The 20848-nt window shown below is 72.6% G+C and carries 16 protein-coding genes; 9 read left to right on the top strand and 7 right to left on the bottom strand.

Annotation, left to right across the window (positions count from 1 at the left end; all coding sequences use genetic code 11):
• Nucleotides 1-82: 82 nt before the first annotated feature.
• The 6 genes from ACFY0K_RS03110 to ACFY0K_RS03085 form a co-directional block, all read right to left on the bottom strand.
• Complete coding sequence (locus ACFY0K_RS03110) at nt 83-1900, bottom strand: hypothetical protein (RefSeq protein ID WP_390638314.1); 1818 nt, start codon at nt 1898-1900, stop codon at nt 83-85.
• A gap of 13 nt (nt 1901-1913) precedes the next feature.
• Nucleotides 1914-3620, bottom strand: coding sequence for a hypothetical protein (locus ACFY0K_RS03105; RefSeq protein ID WP_390638313.1), 1707 nt, complete (start codon nt 3618-3620; stop codon nt 1914-1916).
• 2 nt (nt 3621-3622) lie between these two features.
• Entirely contained in the window at nt 3623-4525 is a 903-nt protein-coding gene (locus ACFY0K_RS03100) for a carbohydrate ABC transporter permease (protein WP_390638312.1), read from the bottom strand.
• Complete coding sequence (locus tag ACFY0K_RS03095; protein ID WP_390638311.1) at nt 4522-5433, bottom strand: carbohydrate ABC transporter permease; 912 nt, start codon at nt 5431-5433, stop codon at nt 4522-4524. The genes ACFY0K_RS03100 and ACFY0K_RS03095 overlap by 4 nt, the downstream gene beginning before the upstream one ends.
• Before the next feature lie 122 nt (nt 5434-5555).
• Nucleotides 5556-6878 (bottom strand): ABC transporter substrate-binding protein, encoded by a 1323-nt coding sequence (locus ACFY0K_RS03090; RefSeq protein ID WP_390638310.1) that lies wholly within the window; start codon nt 6876-6878, stop codon nt 5556-5558.
• A gap of 275 nt (nt 6879-7153) precedes the next feature.
• Complete coding sequence (locus ACFY0K_RS03085) at nt 7154-8287, bottom strand: ROK family transcriptional regulator (RefSeq protein ID WP_390638309.1); 1134 nt, start codon at nt 8285-8287, stop codon at nt 7154-7156.
• Between the two features lie 477 nt (nt 8288-8764).
• On the opposite strand from ACFY0K_RS03085, the gene ACFY0K_RS03080 reads away from it, so the two are divergent.
• The 6 genes from ACFY0K_RS03080 to ACFY0K_RS03055 all read left to right on the top strand — a co-directional run bounded on the left by ACFY0K_RS03080 (nt 8765) and on the right by ACFY0K_RS03055 (nt 18043).
• On the top strand, nt 8765-9670 hold the full coding sequence (locus ACFY0K_RS03080; RefSeq protein ID WP_390638308.1) for an N-acetylglucosamine kinase: 906 nt from the start codon (nt 8765-8767) through the stop codon (nt 9668-9670).
• A 277-nt stretch (nt 9671-9947) separates the two neighbouring features.
• Entirely contained in the window at nt 9948-11879 is a 1932-nt protein-coding gene (locus ACFY0K_RS03075) for a phosphatase PAP2 family protein (protein WP_390638307.1), read from the top strand.
• A gap of 91 nt (nt 11880-11970) precedes the next feature.
• On the top strand, nt 11971-13668 hold the full coding sequence (locus ACFY0K_RS03070) for an ArnT family glycosyltransferase (protein WP_390638306.1): 1698 nt from the start codon (nt 11971-11973) through the stop codon (nt 13666-13668).
• A gap of 186 nt (nt 13669-13854) precedes the next feature.
• Nucleotides 13855-14778 carry a MurR/RpiR family transcriptional regulator gene (locus ACFY0K_RS03065; protein WP_388712927.1) on the top strand — a complete coding sequence of 308 codons (924 nt, stop codon included), beginning with the start codon at nt 13855-13857 and terminating at the stop codon, nt 14776-14778.
• Nucleotides 14779-15187: 409 nt separating this feature from the next.
• Nucleotides 15188-15571 carry a hypothetical protein gene (locus ACFY0K_RS03060; protein WP_093506788.1) on the top strand — a complete coding sequence of 128 codons (384 nt, stop codon included), beginning with the start codon at nt 15188-15190 and terminating at the stop codon, nt 15569-15571.
• 84 nt (nt 15572-15655) lie between these two features.
• Nucleotides 15656-18043, top strand: a complete 2388-nt coding sequence (locus ACFY0K_RS03055; protein ID WP_388712924.1) for a SpoIIE family protein phosphatase — start codon at nt 15656-15658, stop codon at nt 18041-18043.
• Here ACFY0K_RS03055 and ACFY0K_RS03050 read toward each other — a convergent pair.
• Complete coding sequence (locus tag ACFY0K_RS03050; RefSeq protein WP_390638305.1) at nt 18030-18848, bottom strand: peptidoglycan-binding protein; 819 nt, start codon at nt 18846-18848, stop codon at nt 18030-18032. The genes ACFY0K_RS03055 and ACFY0K_RS03050 overlap by 14 nt on opposite strands.
• A 185-nt stretch (nt 18849-19033) precedes the next feature.
• Here ACFY0K_RS03050 and ACFY0K_RS03045 point away from each other — a divergent pair, with 185 nt between their 5' ends.
• The 3 genes from ACFY0K_RS03045 (at nt 19034) to ACFY0K_RS03035 (ending at nt 20814) form a co-directional block, all read left to right on the top strand.
• Nucleotides 19034-19777 carry a TetR family transcriptional regulator gene (locus tag ACFY0K_RS03045; RefSeq protein WP_351955084.1) on the top strand — a complete coding sequence of 248 codons (744 nt, stop codon included), beginning with the start codon at nt 19034-19036 and terminating at the stop codon, nt 19775-19777.
• A 160-nt stretch (nt 19778-19937) separates the two neighbouring features.
• On the top strand, nt 19938-20357 hold the full coding sequence (locus ACFY0K_RS03040) for a Zn-ribbon domain-containing OB-fold protein (protein ID WP_388599116.1): 420 nt from the start codon (nt 19938-19940) through the stop codon (nt 20355-20357).
• Nucleotides 20358-20409: 52 nt separating this feature from the next.
• Nucleotides 20410-20814, top strand: a complete 405-nt coding sequence (locus ACFY0K_RS03035) for a DUF4440 domain-containing protein (protein ID WP_390638304.1) — start codon at nt 20410-20412, stop codon at nt 20812-20814.
• The last annotated feature ends 34 nt before the right edge of the window (nt 20815-20848 follow it).

Raw genomic sequence — 20848 nt, 5'->3', positions numbered from 1 at the left:
TAAGGGGCGCGGGGAACTGCGCGACCAGCCACGACGTCGCCGCAGTCGGCAGACGGCCTGTCGCGCAGTGCCCGGGCAGCGCTCAGCAGGCGGCGAGCGCCAGTCCGGGAACCCCGTGCGCATCCTCGGCCCCGACGACGGCCGTGAACGCCTCGGTCCGCACAGTCAGATCACCCTCGAACGTCGGCGCGAAGTCGCCACCGGCCCCGTACCGCACGGCGAACACGTGCAGCTTCTCCGGCGCGCCCGGCGCCGGTTCGGCCTCGTACGCCGTGGAGGCGACCAGGTGGCGCCAGCCCTCGTCCGGGTTGCCGTACCCGCGCGGGTCGGCGGCGAGGACGAACGCGGCCTGCTCCTGGGTGAGTTCGGCGCGCGCGTCGAAGTGGTCCGCGCTCTGCCCGGCGGGGTGCGTGAGGCGCAGGGCGCCCGCCGCGGCGATCTCGCCCTCGGCGACCCGCCGCACCCGGTCGCCGTCGTCGGCCGCATAGGGCAGCCCGGCCAGCAGGTACGGCGACCCGTCCAGGCGTTCCACGGCCACCGTCACCCAGAGCCGGGTGCCGTCCGTGACGTACAGGGAGCGCACGTGGCGCAGGACTTGGTCGCGGCCCACGACCGGCTTGCTGACCAGCTTGGCGGTCAGGCCGTCGGCATGGACGTCCCGGACCCGGACCTCGCCCATCGGCCGGCAGTACAGGAAGCCGTCCAGGACCGGGCCGAAGCCGTGCTGCCGGTTCACCGCCGCCGGCAGGTAGTAGGTGCCGCCCGCCTCGATCAGCGACGGGGTCATGCGGTGGTCGAAGGCCACCGAGACCGACTCGGCGCGGAGTTGGTGGCGGGCGGGGGCCGTCGACGGTTCGCGGTGCCAGGGGGTGGGGTCCTGGATCTGCCAGACCAGCATCCAGGCGAAGTGCCCGTCGACACCGCCGTCCGGCTTGACCGCGTGCCGGCCCCAGTTGGTGTCGCCCCGGTAGCGGCCCAGGTCGGAGCCGATCCGGGCGCCGAAGTAGCGCAGCCCGAGCACGGATTCGAAGCCGGAGTGCTGTTCGCTGTAGCGGGGGCCGCCGTTGTCGAAGCCGCCGTTCGGCAGGCGGGCGTCGATGTAGCGGGCGAGCGCGTCGCCGTCCTCGGCGAACATCTCGGCGCCGCTGATCCGGTGGGCCTGGGCGAGGAAGGACAGCGAGATCGGGCCGTAGTTGTTGTCGTAGGCGCCGCCGTGCTCGGGCGGCAGCAGCGCGCCCCGGTCCGGGACCCGGTGGGCGCGGATCTCGTCGAGGTACAGCCGCAGGGCGCGCTCGCGCATCGCGTCCGCCGGGGCGTCCGGCAGATGGCGGGCGAGCATCAGTCCGCCGACCACGCACCCGATGGCCTGGTTGCCGGCCTCCTGCGGGTTGAAGAAGGTCGCCTCGGTGAGCCAGCGCCAGTAGCCCCGCGCCACCTCCAGCAGCTCGGTCCGCTGCTCCTCGTCGACGAGTCCCTCGGCCAGGTCGAGCAGGTTGACCGTCTGCAGCAGCGCCCACACGGTGCTCGGCCAGTCGCCGATGGGGTGCGCGCCGGCATCGAGGACGTAACGGGCGTACGGCAGGCCGGAGTTGCGGACCCTGAGGTTCGGGTAGCCGGGGTTGTCCTCGCGGTAGACCCGCTCCCGCAGATGGAAGGCGAGGCTGCGGTGCACCGCCTCGGGCAGGCGCGGGTCCTTGGAGCGCTGCCAGGCGAGGGCCAGCAGGGAGGTGACGCCGAGCGAGGTGTCGCCGATGTCGTCGTCGGCTTCCGGGTGTTCGAGGTTGCCCTCGGGGGTGAGGCGCGCGAGGGCCTGCTCGGTGACGTCGGCGAGGACGGCGTCGTATGCCTCCGGGGTGTCCGGCAGGTCGTGCAGCGGCCCGAGCTGGCGTGGGAGGTGCAAGGAGATCAGCCCTTCATGCCTGAGATGTGGCGCGCAGTGTGAGGGTCAGTGTCTGCGGTCCGTGTCCGCCGAGGTAGACGCGGTTGCCGGTCGTCGCGTCCGTGCCGCCGACCACGGTGTAGTCCTGCCCCGGGTCGTAGCGCAGTACGTCGCTCCGGTCCGGTCCGGCGAGCGGTCCACCCGTCTCGACGGCGGCCTCGACCCGGATCTCGTCGTCGCCGACGCGGTAGGTCACCGGCTCGGTCGTCAGGCACCAGCGTCCGTCCCCGAGCGGTACGGCGCCCTGCGGCTCGCCGCCCGGCCGGAAGGTCAGTTCGAGGGCCCAGGGCACCGAGGGGCCGCTGATGTCGATCCGCAGGTCGGCCCCGTCCTCCCGCAGGTCGACCTCGACTCGGGTCGTGTGGGAGACCTCGTCCTGAGGGCGGTCGGGGAAGGCCATCGCCGCGGAGAAGCGGCCCTCGTCCACCAGACGGTAGGCGCCGTCGTCGCGCCTCCGGTCCTTCGGGAGCGGCTGGTAGTAGGCGGTGGTGAGGGTCTGGGTGAGCCGGTACCGGTTGTCGGCGAGCTGTTCCATGGCGGCGGCGCGGAACGGGCCCAGGTCGAAGAACACCCGCGAGAGGCGGACCGCGTCGAGGACGGCGGCACCCGCGAACAGGCGCAGGAAGGTGGGGTTGCTGGCGAGGCCCGAGCGGATGCGCCGGTGCTCGGGCACGTCGGAGCCGCCGTACACCACGGTGTGCGCGGTGGCCGAGACGTGCGCGGCGAGGCGTGCGGCGGGGAGGTACCGGTCGCGCGGCAGCTTCTCCGCGGCCGGGGCCGGCAGTGCACGGCACAGATCCGGGGTGAGGAGGGTCTGGGCGAGCAGGTCGGGGTCGTTGATGCCGTCGGCGGCCGCCAGGCGGGCCGCGCGGGCGAAGTCGCCCCGGCCGGTGCGGATCGCGAGCAGCCGGTAGTGCGGCAGGTAGGGCGCCAGCGGGAACGGGTGTTTCTGGTCCTGCCGTCGCGAGTGGACGGTCTCCACCGTGCCGTCCGGCCTGATCAGGTCCAGGGTCGCGGTGAGGTTGCGTTCGACGGCGTCCAGCAGGTCGGTACGCCCGAGCACCTGGGCCAGCAACAGCAGCGACGGGTTGGTCACGATGGACGCGTAGACGGCACTGCGTTCCGAGTACAGGCCGTCCGCGTCGATGTCGACGCCCTCGGCGAGCCATTCCTCGGCGCGGGCGAGCAGCCGGGCGTCCGGGAACGAGCGGTGCAGCCGGGCCAGCGCCGCGGACAGCTCCCAGCGGTGGTTCGGGGTGTGCACCCCGCCGGTCAGCAGAGGGCCGGTGGCGGCGCCCGCGATGTCGGCGAGCGCCGCCGTGACGTCAGCCAGTTCCGGCCCCGCGTCCGCGGCGAGGACGTGCGCGTCGCACACGTCGTTGACGGTGAACGCGGAGTCCGGCGGCGACTGCACGTTGTCGCCGCCCGCGAAGAGGCCGGAGGCCGTCTGCAGGGACCGCAGGGCACGGAGGTGGGTCAGCGCGGCGGCGACGGCCCGCTCGCTGCCGTGCAGGGCCGACTCCGGCGAGCGGTACGCCGCGACCAGGGTCTTCACCCGCCGGGCCAGGGCGCGGTGCGGCCCGATGAACTCCGCCGACGGGTCGGCCTCGAGCAGGGCGGCCGACCTGTCGGCGGCGAGCGCCACTGCGCGGACGAACTCGTGGTCGAGCAGGGCGGTCAAGGTCAGTCCTTCAGTCCGGCGTTGATGTCGGCGCTCATGACGTACCGCTGGAACACCAGGAAGACGAGGATCAGCGGAATCATGGAGATGACCGATCCGCCCAGCAGCACCGACCAGTTGATGTTCTGCGCCCCGACGAGACTCTGGATGCCGATCTGCACGGTGAACTTGTTGGGGTCGTTGAGCATCAGCAGCGGCCAGATGTAGTCGTTCCACCGCCACTGGAAGGACAGGATGGCGAGGGTCAGCATGATGGGCCGGGAGATCGGCACCATGATCCTCAGGAAGATCGACAGTTCACGGGCGCCGTCGATGCGGGCGGCCTCGACGAGTTCGTCGGGGACCGTCAGGAAGAACTGGCGGAACATGAAGCATCCGGTGGCGGTGAGCACGGCCGGGAGGATGATGCCGCCGAACGAGTTGTAGAGGCCGAGGTCGCGGACGACCAGGAACTCCGGGGCGAGCATGACCTCGGACGGCAGCATCGTGGTGGCCAGGATGCAGATGAAGAACGCCTTGAGCCATCTGTTGTCGTACTTGGCCAGTGCGTACCCGGTGCAGCAGCTGACGCCCACCGTGAGGATCGTCGTGATCACGCACACGAGGGCCGTGTTGATGAAGTACTGGGAGAAGTTGGCGCTGTCCCACGCGGCCTTGTAGCCCGACAGGGTGGGGTGGTGCGGAACCACCGTCAGCGGAAGGGAGAAGAGGTCTCCCGCCGGCTTGAAGGAGCTGAGGACGAACCACAGCACCGGCAGCCCGTAGAGGGCGGCCAGGACCCACAGCAGGGTCGTCGCGGGTACCGCCCGCCTGAGCCCGCCGTCGCGCCCGCCGCGGGGCCGCCTCTTGGAGAGGGCCTGCACGGAACCGGCGTCGACCGGACGCGGCGTGTCTGTGGTGGTCATCGGTTCTCCATCCGCCGGTTGGCGATCAGCTGGATGATCGCGACGGCCATCAGGATGAGCATGAGCACGAACGACGCGGCGCTCGCGTAGCCGATCTGGCCCCGGTTGAATCCGGTCTGGTAGATGTACTGGACAAGCAGGTTGTTCGAGGTGCCGGGTCCGCCGTTGTTGAGGGAGACGAACAGCGGGTACTCCTTCATCGCGTTGATCGTGTTGAGGAGGATGACGATGAAGGACGTCGGCGCGATGCTCGGCAGTGTGATGCTGATGAACTGGCGCCAGGGGCCGGCGCCGTCGAGCGAGGCCGCCTCGTAGTACGAGGTGGGCACGTTCTTGATCGCCGCGATGAACAGCAGCATCGAGAAGGCCGTTCCCCACCAGGCGCCGGCCATCACGACCACGCCCAGCGACAGGTCGGCGTTGGACTGCCAGGCGATCGCGTGCCCGCCGAGCTTCTCGATGACGTAGTTGATCAGTCCGAAGTTCTCACCGAACAGCCACCGCCACAGGACGCCGACGACGATGGGCGAGATGAGCCACGGGACGAAGAAGATGACCCGCGCGATCGACGCGCCCTTGGCCTGCTTGCTCACCACCAGGTTGGCGATGAGGAGCGAGAGCGCGAAGTTCAGCGGCACGACCAGCACGGTGTACAGCAGCGTCCGCGTCAGCGCGTCGTAGAAGGTGGAGTCGCCGAACAGGTTGGTGTAGTTGTCCAGTCCGATGAACTGGAACGCTCCCACGCCGGTGTAGTTCGTGAAGGAGTAGACGAGCCCGATCACCGCCGGCCACACGAAGAACAGTGCGAAGAGCACGACGTTGGCCGCGATGAGGACGAGCGGCGCGAAGGTGTAGGTGCTGCGTCGCCTGGGCGGGCTCCCGGACACGTCCGAGGCGCGTTTTGTCATCTTCCTGACTCCGTGCTGTGGGGATGGATTGCCGTGGGCCCAGGCCCTGAGCCCGTGCTCGTGGGGGCGCCCGGGCCGGGCGGCGGCGTCTCGACCCCGCTGCCCGGCCCGCCGGCCCGCGATCAGCCGCCGACCTGCTGGTTGTAGCCGTCCACGATGTTCTGGAGGGCCTTGTCGGCCGACTGCTGGCCGTTGATCGCCTTGCCGAGCTCCGTCTTGGTCGGGTCGGTGGTGAGGCTCTTGCCCTTCAGCACCCACGCGGACTGCGCGTTGTTGAAGTAGCCCGAGATCGGGTCGTAGAGCGGGATCTCCTGGTTGTACAGCTTGAACGCCGCCTGCGCCGCGTCGGAGGTGAAGGGGTACTTCGGGCTCAGACCGCTCTCGACCGGGAGGAACCCGGAGGTCTCGACCAGCTCGGTGTACTGCTTCGGGTCGTACACCCAGGACATGAACTTCTCCGCGGCGGTGGCCGCGGCGCCGTTGTTGTTGAAGCCGACCATCATGCCGCCGCTGTTGACGTCACTGGCCTGCACCGGCTGGGCGGGGGTCGGGACGCTCGCCCACTCGAACTTCTTGATGCTGTCCGCGAAGGAGGCGACCTGCCACACGCCGGACCAGTAGGCGACCACGTCACCGCTCTGGAACATGGCGGACGGGTCGGCGCCGCTGGTCCACACCGACTTCGGCATGGTCTTGTCGTCGTTGAGTCCGACGAAGTACTTCACGGCCTTCTTGGTCGCGTCGTCCACCGAGAACTTGCCGGAGGAGTCGGCGTGGACGTACTTGCCGCCCATCTCGTACACCATGGCGCGCAGCCGGGACGGCGACTGGTCGAAGGTCAGCGAGTACTTGGCGCCGGTCTTCTCCCGGACCTTGTTCGCCGCCGCGATGAACTCGGTCCAGGTCCAGGTGTCCGAGGGCGAGGCCGGGACGGAGACGCCGGCCTTCTCGAACAGCGTCTTGTTGATGAACAGGCCGGAGGCGGTGACGTCCGAGGGGATGGACAGCACCTTCCCGGACGAGTCCTTGGCGAGGAAGTTGGCGTTGATGTTGTAGCTCTTGTTGTCGGCGATGGAGCTGAGGTCGATCAGCTTGTTCGACCAGATCGGGTCAAGGGCCGGGACGTCGGCGACATCCGGCAGCGAGTTCGCCTGGGCGGCGTTGTGCAGCTTCGTCGGGTAGCCGTCGTAGGGGATGTTGACGAGCTTGACGTCGACGCCGGTTTCCTTCTTGTACTGCGCCACCAGCTTCTTCCAGCCCGCGTCCTGTCCCGGAACCGTGGAGATCCAGAACGTCAGCGACTTGGAGGTACCGCCCGAGCCGGACCCCGACCCGCAGGCGGAGAGCAGCAGGGCTCCTGCCGAGGCCACGGCAGCGAGGGGAATCAGGCGGCGCATACCGCCGCGGCCGAGTCGGCTGGTGCGCCGCACACCCACAGTGGTCATCTTCGATCCCATTTCGTCGAACGGACGGAGCACGGCGCCGGCTGAGGCGGCACTGGTGCATTTTGAAGGAAAGGTCGCTTTCCGGGGGGTGCGGCCTCGCCCGGCCGCATCATCCACGCGGAGTGAGGTCCCCGGCCGTCCTGGCCGTCACCGCACGGGCACGCCCTCGTGCGGTTGCCGTACGTCGTGTACGGGCTGGGAGGCTCGCCCCAAGCCGGCGTCCCGGCCGACTTAGAAAGCGCTTGTCCGGACATTGGCAGACCGATCAGGAACCGTCAATCCTTCGCCTGCGCGCCTTCGGTCACGGTTTGGACTCCCTTGGCCACGGCAAGCCGGGCGGCGCCCACCACGGTACCGAGATCGCCGATCTGGCTGCTGACCACCTCGGTGGGCCAGCTCAGCCGCCCCAGCTCGGCCCGCACCCCGGGCAGGACCTGCGGGTCCGCGCCCGTGCTGCCGCCCAGCACGATCAGCCCCGGATCCAGTACGGCGGCCACCGCGGCGGCCAGCCGGCCCACGTCGGCGGCGTGCCGGGCGACCAGGGCACGGGCGGGCTCCCGGCCCTGGGCCGCCAGCGCGAAGAGCCGTTCGGCGGTGCGCGGGCACGGACCGTCGGTCTCCGGCCAGGCCTCGGCGGCCCGGCGCAGCAGGGCCTGCGAGCCGACGTAGGCCTCCAGGGCCTCCTGGCGGGGCTCCCGGTCGTCGTCCCAGGGGTAGGGCAGCCGGGCGAGCTCACCGGCCGCGCCGTTGGCGCCGCGCAGCACGTGGCCGCCGATGACGATGCCCAGACCGATACCGACGCCGATCCGCAGGTAGCCGAAGGTGTGGCGGCCCCGGGCCGCGCCCTCGTGGAGTTCGGCGAGGGCCGCGCAGTTGACGTTGTTCTCCAGGTGGACGGGGACCCCCGGCGGCAGGGCGACGGAGACCGCGTCGAAGACGGGCCCCGCCTTGGCCGTCGCCGGGCGCATGCCGGTGCCCGCCCGGTCGGGGGCGGTGACGTCGCCGACGGCGACGACGATGGCCCGCAGCGGGGCCCCGGCGGGCAGTGCGGCCAGGGCCTCGCGGACGGCGTCGGCCGCCCGGGTGCGGGGCGTGTCCGCCTCGGCGAGCAGGGTTCCGTCCAGGGCGCAGGCGCGGACCCGGGTGCGGGCCGGGCCGAGGTCGACGGCGAGGACCGAGCCGGCGGCGGGCCCGAGGCCGTAGACGGCGGCCGAGCGGCCGGTGCCGCTGGAGGCGGTGCCTGAGTGGGTGGCGAGCCCGGCCCCCTCCAGCTCCGCGACGGCGGCGGAGACCGTCGGTTTGGACAGGCCCGCCAGGCTCGCGAGCTGCGGCCGGGTGGCGCTGCCGGCCTGGGTCAGTACGGCGAAGACCGCGCCGGCGCTCTCGGTGAGCCGGGGGGCCTCAGCCACGACGTGTTCCACAGTTCCCCCATGGGTCAGGGGCCGCGCTCCCCCGGGTGCCGGGGGAGCGCGGCGATGCGGTGCCGTTGTGCCGCGCGGTTCTGGCCTCGACAGCGTCCCGTTGATCGAGTCCGCGGCAACTCTTGACGCACTGTACTTCGTTAGTTAACTTCCTAACGAAGTACACGGTACTCGCCTGCCGTGCTCCGCAAGAAGCCCGTCCCGGGGCTTCCCTACTTGTCCAACTCCTGTTCGGCCAGACACGGTTCGCCCGCCGTCGCAGCCAAGCACTCCGCTGGAAGTGCCGCGATGCGCCGTCGTTCACCCGCGGCGCCGTCGTGGCTGTTCGCGTCCATGCGGCGGTAGCCGCAACATCGGCTACCGCCTCGCGCCCTTGGGGGCGCCGCCGAACCGCGGCGGACTTCGCCGGACCCGTTCCGGGCCAAGCTCTTCGGCGCTGTTCGCCCGGACGACGAAAGAGGATCCGTGCAGGACACACCTTCTCCCTCGCTCGTGGTCGGCGTCGACGTGGGCGGCACCAAGACCCAGCTCCGCGCCTTCGCCGGGCCGGACCCGGTCGCCGACCACGTCCGGCCGAGCAGCGGCTGGCGGCCGCACGACGCGGCCGCCGCGGCCCGCTGGCTGGCCGCGCTGGTCCACGAAGCCCTCCCCACCGGCACCCGCCCGGCCGCCCTGGCCGTCGGCGGGCACGCCTGTGAGACGCCCCGCCAGTGCGCCGGCATCGCCGCCGCGCTGCGGGACCTCCTCGGCGTGCCCGTCCGGGTGGTGGGCGACGCGGAACTCCTCGTCCCCGCCGCCGGCCTGGACAAGGGCGTCGGCCTGGTGGCCGGCACCGGCTCGGTGGCCGTCGGCCGGCAGGCCGACGGCAGCCCCGTGCAGGTGGGCGGCTGGGGCGCGGTCCTCGGCGACGAGGGCGGCGCCGCCGGACTGGTCCGGGAGGCCGCCCGCACCGTCTGGGCCGCACACGACCGCGGCGAGGGCCCCGACGCCCTCGCGACCGGGCTCGTCGCCGCCTTCGGGGTGGCCGAGGTGCCCGCGCTCGGCGCCGCACTGGAGGGCGCCTCCGACGTCTCCGCCGAGTGGGGCCGGCACGCCCCGGTGCTCTTCGCCGCGGCCGACGCGGGCTCCCGGCTCGCCGCCGACGTGATAGCCGACGGCGGCCGCGCCCTCGCCGCCCTCGTGGCCCGGCTCGCCGCCCGCGGTCTCGCCGTGGACGACGTGGTGGTCGCGGGCGGCACGATCCTCTCCCAGCCGCGGCTGTACGACGCCTTCGCCGCCGCGCTCGCCGAGGCCGTACCCGGCGCCCGGCCGCAGCCGTTGCGGCTCCCTCCGGTCGAGGGAGCGGTGGCGCTGGCGCGTTCGATCCTGTGAGAAACCCGTCCGCAGCCCGCCCGGTTCCGCACCACTGGACCACGGGCCGTTCGAGGCTGCGAACGCGCAGGTCCAGGCCGGTTCCTCCGGTGAACCACAGAGCCGCCGTTCAACTCCGGGTCACGCGACGGTCGTCGGGCGATGACCGCCGGGACACGAACTCGCCCTAGAACTGCGCTCGTTCAACACTTTTCGCACGCGAACCCACACGCTCACGCGCATCTGGAGCACCGGCCGTCCGCGTGAACTCCGCCAAGAACTCAAGAGAGGCACACCCATGCCGTCACCTGCCGGGCACCACTCCGCTCCTCCGGTCCGTGGAACCGCCGTCGGCCGACGGGGATTCCTGAAGACCTCGCTCGGTGCGTCGGCGGGTGTGCTGGCGGCACCGACCTTCGTCGGCTGGCTCGCGGCCGCCGACGCCAAGGCCGCCACCGCCCTGGCGTTCGTCGACGACTACAAGACGAACATCAGCACCAACCTCACCGCCGACACCAACGCGGTGGTCCGCATCCTCGGCGGCTTCGCGCGGGTCTGGAAGACCGGTTCCGCCTGGAACACCGGGAGCGTGCTGCGCGCCGACGTCCTGCGCGACAACATGCGCTACTGCGCGAAGATCACCCGCAGGCGCAGCGCCGCCGACGCGAAGAAGGCGTTCATCTACGACCGCCAGCACCAGAGTTACGCGATGATCGCCGGACTCGGCCCGCTCGCCGACCTCTACCGGGCCGGTGCCCTCGCCGTCACCTCGATCACCAGCGCCCCCGACGGCACGCCCGCCACCACGGTCAGCGACGCCGTCCCGGCCGACGCCCCGGCGGGCGCCGCACTCGGCGCGGGCTCGCACGACTCGGCGCTGGGCAAGGTGGCCACCCTGGTCGACACCCTGCGCGGCAACTACGCGTCCGGCAACCCGTCCAAGTACGCCTACCAGTACCCGCGTCCGTGGCGCATGAACGAGGACAGCGAGGTCGTCGACACCGGCACGACGGACGCCTACGGCTACCCGGTCTACGAGTCCGACGTGGTCGTCGCCCCGCAGCTGCTGCGCCAGCGCAGCACCTCCCCCACCGACGACGGCGGCTTCCCCTCCGGCCACACCAACGCCTTCCACCTGGCGGGCCTCGCCTACGCGTACGCGGTGCCTGAGCGCTTCCAGGAGCTGGTCACCCGGGCCCTGGAGCTGAGCGACACCCGGATCGTCGCGGGTATGCACAACACGGTCGACGTGATCGGCGGCCGCATCATGGCCACCGCGCTCGCCGCCGCCACCCTCGCCGACCCGGCCAACGCCGGCCTCAAGGCGGCCGCGCGCGCCCAGGCCCTCGCCTACTTCGCGGCGCAGACCGGCTCCACCGCCGACACCCTGTACGCCTACGCCCACTCGGCCGGCACCGCGACCGACCCGTACGCCGACCGCGAGGCCAACGAGCGCGCGGCCACGCCACGGCTGACCTACATCCTGGACCGGGAGGGCCGCGAGCTGCCGTTCGACGTGCCCAAGGGCGCGGAGGTGCTGCTGGAGACCCGGCAGCCGTACCTCACCGCCGACCAGCGCCGTGAGGTGCTGCGCACGACCGGCCTGCCCTCCGGGTACGTGCTGCTGGACGGCCCGGAGCAGTGGGGGCGCCTGAACCTGTTCGCCGCGGCGGACGGTTACGGCGCCTTCGACGCGGACGTCACGGTCACCCTGGACGCGGCGGCCGGCGGCTTCGCGGCGGCGGACACCTGGCGCAACGACATCGACGGCCACGGCTCTCTGACCAAGAAGGGCACCGGCACGCTGACCCTGACCGGCGACAACGACTACCGGGGCGGCACCGTGCTGGCCGGCGGCACCCTGGTCGCCGCGTCCGAGGACGCGCTGGGCCGCGGTGACGTCCGGGTCTCGGCCGGCACCCTGCGGGTCGACGGGGAGCTGTTCGTGCGCGGCACGTACACGCAGGAGGCGGGCGCCCTCTCGGTCACCGTGGCGAAGGGCTGCAAGGCGCCGCTGACGGTGAAGCACCTGGCCGTCCTCGGCACGGGCGCCACCCTGTCCCTCACCCTCGACACCGAACACCCCCCGGCCGCGGGCAGCACCCTGCCGGTCGTCGACGCGCCGCGGCTGCGCGGCCAGTTCGACACGGTGGAGCTGAACTCCGCCACGCTGCGGGCCGTACCCGTGTACACGGCAGACGGTCTGTCGGTACGACTCGTGAAGCGGTGACGCGCCCGGTGACGGGAGCGATGCGACAGTAGGGCCCATGACTGCTCGTGATCGCTCCCGTCACCGCGGGCCAGGTGTCCCCGCGGGGCGGATGATGGCAAGCGAACAGCAGTCGGTCCTCGAACCCGGCGTTCCCGGCCTCCCCGACGGCCCCGGTCCCCTTCCCCCGCCCGCCCGCGCGGCCCGGCTGACCGCCGCCCTGCGCGCCCGCCGCCGGTGGCTGGTGCCGGTCCTCGCGGTGCTGCTGCTCGCCCAGATGGCGGCGGCCATGGTGACCACCGCGGTCCAGCAGACACCCACCATCGACGAGCCGGTCTACGTGGCCACGGCCACCGACTACCTCCACGAGCACCGGCTGCGCTACAACATCGAGCACCCGCCGCTCGGCAAGCTCGTCATCATGGCCGGGATCGCGGTCGCCGACCCGCACTACGACCCGTCGTACCACGGCGACCAGGGGCAGGTGGGACGGCATCTGCTGTACGCGTCCGGCAACGATCCCTGGCGGGTGATGCTGTGGGCGCGGCTGCCGGTGATCGTGCTGACGCTGCTGTTCGGCCTGGTGGCGTTCGCCTTCGCCCGCGAGGTCCTCGGTACGGCCGCCGGGCTGCTGGCGCTCGCCCTGTACTGCTTCTCGCCCGACGTCATCGCGCACGGCTCGCTGGCCACCCTGGACGTGCCCTCGGCCGGGTTCGTGCTGACGTCGGCGTGGCTGGTGTGGCGGGCCCGGCGCCGGCCCCGGCTGTATCTGCCCCTGGCGGGGGCCGCGCTGGGGGCCTCGGTGGCGACGAAGATGAGCGCGCTGCCCGCGATCCCGGTGCTCGTGGCGCTGGCGGTGGTGTCGGTGTGGGGGGCACGCCCGGGCCGTGCGCTGCGCGCCCTCGGGGCCGCGGTCGTGGTGACGGTGACGGCGGTCGCCGTCGTCTGGCTCTCCTACCTGGCGGTCGATCCCCGGCTGCGTGCGCCGTCCGCCGAGCCGGTGCCCGCGGTGCACGGTCTGCGGGGCCTGCTGACCGGCCTGCTGCCCTTCCCGGAGTCCTACCGGGACGGCATGCGGATGCAGTTCGCGCTGGAGGACTACCCCTGGCAGGGCTATCTGTTCGGGCACCTCTACACCGGCTCCCGCTGGTACTACCTGCCGGCCGCCCTGCTGGTGAAGACCCCGCTCGGCATGCTGGCGCTGTGGACGGCGGGTGCCGTCGCGCTGGTGGCGGTACGGCGGCTGCGGCGGGCCGCGCCCTACCTGCTGGTGCCGCCGGCCGTGCTGCTGGCCTCGGCGATGACCGGGTCGCGGGACTTCGGGACGCGGTACGCGGTCTTCATGCCGATGTTCCTCGCGGTGGCCGGGGCCGCGGCTGTGACGGTGCGCCGGCGCTGGGCACGGCCGGTGGGCGGGGCGCTGGTGCTGTTCGTCGCGGTGAGCTCGCTGCGGACGTTCCCGTTCTATCTGCCGTACGCCAACGAGGCGTTCGGGGGGCCGGCGAGGACGCATCTGTGGCTGCACGACTCCAACGTGGACTGGGGGCAGGACCTGGGCAGGCTCGCCGACCGGCTCGAGGGGCGCTACCCGGGCGAGCGGATCTGGCTCGTCTACAAGGGCAGTGGCGTCCCGGCGTACTACGGGATCCACGCCGCCGACCCCCGCAAGGTGCCGCCCGGGCAGGTGCACGGGCTGCTGGTCGTCTCGGACTCGTCGGCCGCCAAGGCGCGGGGCAGGCTGGCCGAATTGATCGACACCAGCCGTCCGGTCGATGATGTCGGTCATTCGATCACCATCTATCGGCGGTGACCGTACTATCCACCCGATCCACCGGCGAGGGCCACCGCATCCGCCGCCGGTGAGCACCGGAATCCCGGTGCTGTTTCCGCATCCCGGGCGTCCGGCCACGGGACGGTCCGGCGTACCGCACAACCCCTGGTCACCACGGTCCGTGAGCTATGTTGAGTCCTCGTGGGAGACAAAGGAGGCGCTTCGGTGCCATCGCCGCAGCAGGCACGTGCACAGGCATCCGCGATCACCTCGGGCAAAACCGTGCCGGAGGCGGAGGCCGCGCCCACCTCCCAGCTCCGCGAACTCTTCGACGGTCCCCGGCTCTCCCCCGGCCAGCGCCGCATCGCCCAGTACCTGATCGACCACATCACCGAGGCGGCCTTCCTGTCGATCACCGACCTGGCCGACCGGGCCGGGGTCAGCCAGCCGTCGGTGACCCGGTTCGCGGGCGCGGTCGGCTTCAGCGGGTACCCCGCGCTGCGCGAGCGGCTCCAGTCGATCGCGCTGCGCACCCTGGCGGGCGGCACCGGGGCCGCCACCGAGCAGCGCAGCAACGAGCTTCAGGCCGCCGTGGACGCCGAGATCGAGAACCTGGAGAACCTGCGCCGGGACTTCGCCGACCCGGACCGGGTGATCTGGATCGGCCGCGAGCTGTCCCAGTCGTCGCCGCTGACCGTGCTGGGCCTGCGCATCTCCGTCTCGCTGGCGGAGTACTTCGCCTACGCCGCCCGCCGTATCCACCCCGACGTCCGGCTGGTGACCCGGGGCGGCAGCGTGGCCTACGACGCCCTGCTGCAGTCACGCGAGGCGGGCGGCACCTGGGTGCTGGCGTTCGGCATGCCGCGGCACGCGCAGGAGACGCTGACCGCGATCCGGGTGGCGCGCACGGCGGGGCTGCGGGTCGCGCTGGTGACCGACCTGGCGCTCGGCGCGCTCGCCGACGAGGCCGACGTCACCTTCAGCACCGGCATCGGGTCCCGCCTGGTCTTCGACACCTACGCGGCGCCCGGTCTGATGGCCGCCGCCCTGCTCCAGGCCATGACCGACGCCGACCCCGGGCGCACCCAGGCGCGGCTGGAGGAGTACGAGCAGGTCGCCGAGGAACATCAGTTCTTCCTCAAGGACTGACCCGGGCCGGTGCCCCCGCGGGATCTCGTAAGGGGAGTATTCACCTCATTTCACGCATGAATGTTTTCATGCGTCTTGCAAACCGGACGGCATATATAAATACTGCTCACGGATCACCCACCCGGCCCACTCCGGGCACGTTCCGCACCCGAGGACGCACCGCTCGCACCCGCCCCGAGAAAGCCGACGGACCGCCCATGCGCACGCAGCACCACCCGCAGTGCCGGCGGCCGGCGGCCGGGGCCTCGCACGGACATCCCCAGCCGCCGTCTCCTACCCGCGTCGGCGCCGGGGATGTTCGAACGGGCATCGCCTGCGCGATCCGCCCGCGGCGGCTCCGGCCATCCCCTAGGCCGGAGCCGCCAAGACCTCCGTCGAGCACCCTCACGACGCCGCACACCCGGAAGCGATGATCATGACTCTGACGACGACCGCGCGCATCAGCCCCGACTGGCCCTGCCAGGTGAAGGCACCGGGCAGTTACGACTGGGAGCGCTCCGCCGCCAAGTGGCTGCGCGAGCTGGTCCCGGCCCGCTACGCCAGCTATCCGGCACTGATCCGGCACCCCGTGCTGCTCGCCCGGCACGCGCAGATCCAGGTGCAGCAGGAGGTCCGGGTGGCGCGCACGGCGCTGCAGACCGCGCGGGCCGAGCTGCCCCTGCTGGGCCTGCCGGAGTCGGTCATCGAGCACACCATCAAGCTGTACGCGGCGGAGGTCATGCAGCTGCAGCACATCGCCCGCAGCGTGCGCGTGGTCACCGAGGCGCTCGTGGGGCACAGCACCGGACGCTGACCATATCCGTGCACGGATGCCCATATCTTTCACGGATCAGGTACGGGTGTGATCGAGGGCACCGTCCTGTGCCATGCTCGACCCGTGACGAGCGAGTACGTGCCTGCCGCGGACACCGGTGCCGTCGCCGAGTCGGCAGCCCTGGCCCGGATCGTGTCCAGGCAGCGCGCCGAGCTGGACCGGCTGCGGGAGTCGGCGGCCACTTCCGCGGTGGTGGAGCGTGCCAAGGGTGCGCTGATGGCCACCACGGGATGCTCCCCCGACGCCGCGCACGAGGCGCTGGCACAGCGGGCCGAGGCCGGGAACCGCACCCTGCTGGAGGAGTGCTGGCTCACCCTCGGCGCCCTGACGCCCACCCCGCCCGCCGCCACGGTCCCCGCCGCCGAACCGCCCGCCCCGCAGGCGCCCTCCGGATCGCCCGCCCCGTCCGGCACCGCCGAGGTCCTCAGCCGCCTCGGCAAGGCCCTGCTGCACGTCGGCTCCCCGCAGGAGCTGGCCGAGGCACTCCACGAGCACCTGGCACCCGGGGCCGACGCCGACGCGGTGCTGCTGTACCGGCGGCTGCCCAGCGGCGGGCTCGAACTCGTCGGGCACGCGGGGCTCGACGCGGCGCTCGCCGCCCGGTGGCACCAGGTCCCGCCGCTGAAGGGGTTCGCCCCCCTGGAGGTGCTGAAGGCGGGCGAGCCGCTCTGGCTCGAGCACTTCGCCGAGGACCGGCAGGTCTATCAGCTCATCGACGAGCCGCCCGGGCACTGGCTGTCCCGGGCCTGGGTGCCGGTCACGGCGGACACGGTCCTCGGCGTGCTGCGTCGCCCCGCGGCCGCCTTCGGACAGGCGGACCGCGAGCTGCTGCAGTCGGTCGCCCGGCTCGGCGCCGGCCGCCTCGGCGCCCTCGGTGCCCCCACGGCGCCGGTGGCCTCGGGCCTCGCCACGGCGGTGCAGCCGGTCCTCGACGCCCTGCCGGGGGCCACGGTCCTGCTGGTCCCGCTGCGCACCGCCGCCGGGGACGTGGAGGACTACCGCATCGAGGCGGCCACTCCGGGAGCCGTCGACATCCTGGGCCGCACCGGCCGGGAGCTGATCGGCTCGCACATCCTGGAGAGCTATCCCTCCGTCGCCGGCGAAGCGCTGTGGCAGGGGTACCTGAAGGCGCTCGCCGGAGGCGAGCCGTACGAGGGCGAACCGTTCGTCTACGAGGAGATCGTCGCGGGGGTGACCGTGTCCGCCACCTACTCGGTGCGGGCGGCGCGGCTCGGCGACGGGCTGCTGGTGACCTGGCTGCGGCACGACACCGAGGAGCGCCAGGAGCAGCGGCTGGCGGAGCTGCAGCGGCTGGGCAACCTCGGCTGGGCGAACTGGAACCTGGTCACCCGCCAGGTCAACTGGTCGTCCCAGGTGTACACCATCCTGGGCCGCGACCCGGGACGCGGCGCGGTGCCGCTGGACCTGCTGCCGGACCTGGTACTGCCCGAGGACGCCCACGCGCTGGCCCGTGCCGTCGCCGGACTCGCCCGTGACGGCCGGTCGTTCGACGTGCCGTTCCGGATCAGGACCGGGAACGCGGTGCGGCATCTGCGGGCCGTCGCGGAGGCGGTGAGCGCCGCCGACGGCACGGTCGTCGAGGTGCACGGGTTCGTGCAGGACCTCACCGCGCAGCGCAGCGCCGAACTCGCCCTGGTGGACAGCGAGCGCGCGATCCTCGTGCAGCGCGGCGTCCTGGACGCCGAGCGCGCGCTCGCCGCCCGGCTCCAGCACGCGCTGCTGCCGCTGCCCAGCAACCCGGTGCAGCTGCACGGGCTGCGCGTCGAGGTCGCCTACCTGCCCGCACAGGCGGGGGTGCACGTCGGCGGCGACTGGTTCAGCGCCATCGAACTGCCCGACGAGGCCGCGCTGTTCGTGGTCGGCGACGTCGCGGGCCACGGTGTCGACGCCGTCGCCACGATGGCCCAGCTGCGGTTCACCGCCAAGGGCATGGTGAGTACCGGCTCCTCCCTGACCGGTGCGCTGGCCCGGCTCAACTTCCTGCTTCTGCACTCGCGCGACTCCCAGTCCACCGCGACGCTCGTCCTGGCCCGCTACGACCCGGCCGAGCGGCGTCTCGCCTGGGCCCAGGCGGGGCACCCGCCGCCCCTCCTGGTGCGCGGGGGCAGGGCCTACCGACTCGACCGGCCGACCGGCATGCTGCTCGGCGCGTCGGCGGATCCGGTCTACGAGTCCGCCGAGTTCCAGCTGGAGCCCGGCGACCGGCTGCTGCTGTACACCGACGGGCTGGTCGAGCGGCCGGGCGAGGACATCGACGCGGGCCTGGACCGTCTGGCCGCCGCCGCGCTCGCCGCCGGACCCGCCTCCCTGGACGACCTCCTCGCCGCGATGCTGACGGGCGAACGGCGCGACGACGTGTGCGTGCTGGACATCCGGGTGCCGGCGGAGGGCGCGGAGCAGTCGCCGCTCCGGGCGGTCAGCCACCGGTGAGGCCGGTGCGGGACTCCAGCGCGCGGCGGGTGTCGTCGCCGTAGACACCGCGTTCGTCGCCGCTGATGCCGTACCAGACCTGGAACCGCTCCACGGCGGCGGTCAGGGCGGCGTCGTAGGTGCCGCCGGTGGAACCGTCGCGGTAGACGTCCGGGATGCGCAGCAGGCGTTGCTCCAGCTCGACCACCTCGGGGCCGGTGTCGCCCTGGCGGAGGGTGCCTGCGCCGTCGGGGTCGGTGGAGGTGTCCGAGGCCGGCGGAGTGGAGGCCGGTGCCGTGGTGGCCGACCCGGACGGCTGGGCGGCCTCGGCGGTGCCCTCCCGGCCGGGCAGCAGGAGGGCGCAGCCGAAGCCGACCAGTGCGGCCGCGCCGACGGCCACCACGACGGCGGCCCGGCGCAGTCCCGGCCCGAAGCCGAAGGAACGCAACGGGGCGGCGTCGTGTCCGCGGCTGCCGGGCGCGGTGCGCGGGCCGTCGGTGACGGGCGGCAGTTCCTGGGTCTCGTCCTCGGTGCCGGAGCCGAAGGAACCGACGCCAGAGCCGAAGGAACCGACGCCGGCTCCAGTGCCGGAACCGGCGGCCGGTTCGAAGGCCTCGAACTCCGCGGGGCCGCCGTGCCCCGACGCCTTTGCTTCCTTCGCGTCTCTCGCGCCTCTCGTCTCCCGCGTCCGCTCGGCGGCCTCCGCGTCCGCGTGGAACTCGCGCATCAGCTCCGCGAGGGTGTCGAGCCGGCGGGGGCGCAGGACCCGGACCGGTTCCAGGACCGGCCCGCGGTGCGGCTGTTCAGGGTCGGGCGGTGTCGACACACTGCTCTCCTTCCACTCCCCGTGCGCGCGGGGAGTCCGCGATCCCCGAGAACACATACGTCAGGACCGCCCCACCGGTTCAGCCCGGGCGCGCGAGCGGGCCCGGGCCGGCCGACGGAGCACTCAGTCCCCCCACCTGGTGCACTGAGTGCCATGCGGGTCGGCGGAATGCTACGTTCGCGTCCATGAGCTCCAGCAGCGTGGCACCGCCCGCCAAGCCGCCCATGCGGGACGCCCTGGTCGCGGCGGCCTTCCGGCTCTTCCTGGAGCGCGGGTACGAGCAGACGACCGTCGACGACATCGTCGCCCTCGCCGGGGTCGGGCGCCGGTCGTTCTTCCGCTACTTCCCGTCCAAGGAGGACGTGGTCTTCCCCGACCACGAGGGGTGCCTGGCCGACATGACCGCCTTCCTCGCGGCCGGCGACCCGGAGTGCGAGCCGGTGCGGCGGGTGTGCGACGCGGCGCGTCTGGTGCTGCGGATGTACGCGGAGAACCCGACCTTCTCGGTGCAGCGCTACCGGCTCACCAAACAGGTGCCGGGGCTGCGGGCGTACGAGCTGTCGGTGGTGTGGCGCTACGAGCGCGCGCTCGCCGAGTACCTGCGCGGCCGGTACGCCGGCCGCCCCGACGGGACGCTGCGGGCGGACGTCGTGGCGGCGGCCGTGGTCGCGGCGCACAACAACGCGCTGCGCTCCTGGCTGCGTTCGGACGGCCGGATCGACGCGGACGAGACGGTCGGCCACGCCCTCGGGTACGTGCAGGCCGCGTTCGGCACCACGGCCGCCGGTCCGGCCGCGGGCCCGGCGTCGGCCGCGCTGTTCGGCGGCCCGGTGGAACACCCGGACGACGTGGTCGTCCTCGTCTCCCGGCGGGACGCCCCGCTGTGGCGGGTGGTCCAGGAGATCGAGACCGCGTTCGGCCGCGCCTGAGATCCGGAAGAACTCATATTGGGGGTACGCAGTGCCTTTACGGTTGGCACTGAGTGCCATACTCTGGCGGCGTGCACGGTGGCACCGCCAACCGGGCACAGGCGTGCCCGGCCGGGTCCGGACACGTGGGATTCCGGGCGAGCGCAGGGAGTTGACCAGCGTGTACCACCACTCGACGAGCGCCGCGCAGTCGGCGGTCGGATTCGCGACGGGCGTTCTCGACCCCGCGCCCGCGGACCGCGTCAAGGACGCCATCGTCTACCAGCGCTGCACCTGGTGCGGCACCGCGATGTACCACCGGCTGCTGTGTCCGGTGTGCCAGGGCAGCGAACTGCGGACGGAGCGCAGCGAGGGCACGGGGACGGTCCGGCACTCGACGGTGGTGCACCGCAACACGCCCGCCGCGCGCAACGTGTCCCTGATCGAGATGGCCGAGGGGTTCGTGGTCCGGGGCCGGGTCATGGGCCCGCCGATCGGCATCCACAGTGGTGACCGCGTCAAGCTCTCCACGGCCAAGGACCCGGTGCGGGGCGAGCCGGTCTTCCAGTTGCTGGACGAGCCGTACCGGGCGTGGAGCTGACGGTCCAGAACCCGGTTGCCCGGCGGCCGGGGTGCTGGGCGAGGATGTGTCCATGAACGACGCATCGGCCCAGAACGACGCATCGGCCCAGGTCGCGGCCGCCATCGCAGGCGAGCTGCGGCTCATGGATCCCGAGGTACGCGCCTCCCGGGAGCTGGCGGCGGAGCTGCTGGACCCGGAGTTCGTGGAGGTGGGCGCGTCCGGCCGCAGGTACGGGTACGAGCAGCTGATCGCCGAACTGCCGGACAAGGCGGGCGCGTCGGCGGACGGCCCCCGCTACGAGCCGTCCGGCATGACCGGCGTCGCCCTCGCTCCCGGGCTGGTCCTCGTGACCTTCGAGGCCCGCCTCGGCGACCGCCGCTCCCGGCACAGCTCACTGTGGCGCCGACGCGACGAGCGGAGCGGCTGGCGGATGTACTACCACCACGCCACGGTCGTACCGCCCGGCGTCGAATAGCCGGCTCCCCCGTACTCGGCCCGTTCACTCCCAC

Origin of the sequence: Streptomyces sp. NPDC001507 (assembly GCF_042894765.1) — a bacterium.
Taxonomy (GTDB): Bacteria; Actinomycetota; Actinomycetes; order Streptomycetales; family Streptomycetaceae; genus Streptomyces.
The sequence above is the reverse complement of the archived record's forward strand: the minus strand, read 5'-3'. Positions and strand labels throughout refer to the sequence as shown.

What these genes read in the sequence shown, in the direction of transcription:
- ACFY0K_RS03100 (WP_390638312.1), bottom strand. Translation starts at nt 4,525, where the DNA reads ATGACCACCACAGACACGCCGCGTCCGGTCGACGCCGGTTCCGTGCAG.
- ACFY0K_RS03095 (WP_390638311.1), bottom strand. Translation starts at nt 5,433, where the DNA reads ATGACAAAACGCGCCTCGGACGTGTCCGGGAGCCCGCCCAGGCGACGC.
- ACFY0K_RS03090 (WP_390638310.1), bottom strand. Translation starts at nt 6,878, where the DNA reads ATGACCACTGTGGGTGTGCGGCGCACCAGCCGACTCGGCCGCGGCGGT.
- ACFY0K_RS03075 (WP_390638307.1), top strand. Translation starts at nt 9,948, where the DNA reads ATGCCGTCACCTGCCGGGCACCACTCCGCTCCTCCGGTCCGTGGAACC.
- ACFY0K_RS03070 (WP_390638306.1), top strand. Translation starts at nt 11,971, where the DNA reads ATGATGGCAAGCGAACAGCAGTCGGTCCTCGAACCCGGCGTTCCCGGC.
- ACFY0K_RS03060 (WP_093506788.1), top strand. Translation starts at nt 15,188, where the DNA reads ATGATCATGACTCTGACGACGACCGCGCGCATCAGCCCCGACTGGCCC.
- ACFY0K_RS03045 (WP_351955084.1), top strand. Translation starts at nt 19,034, where the DNA reads ATGAGCTCCAGCAGCGTGGCACCGCCCGCCAAGCCGCCCATGCGGGAC.
- ACFY0K_RS03035 (WP_390638304.1), top strand. Translation starts at nt 20,410, where the DNA reads ATGAACGACGCATCGGCCCAGAACGACGCATCGGCCCAGGTCGCGGCC.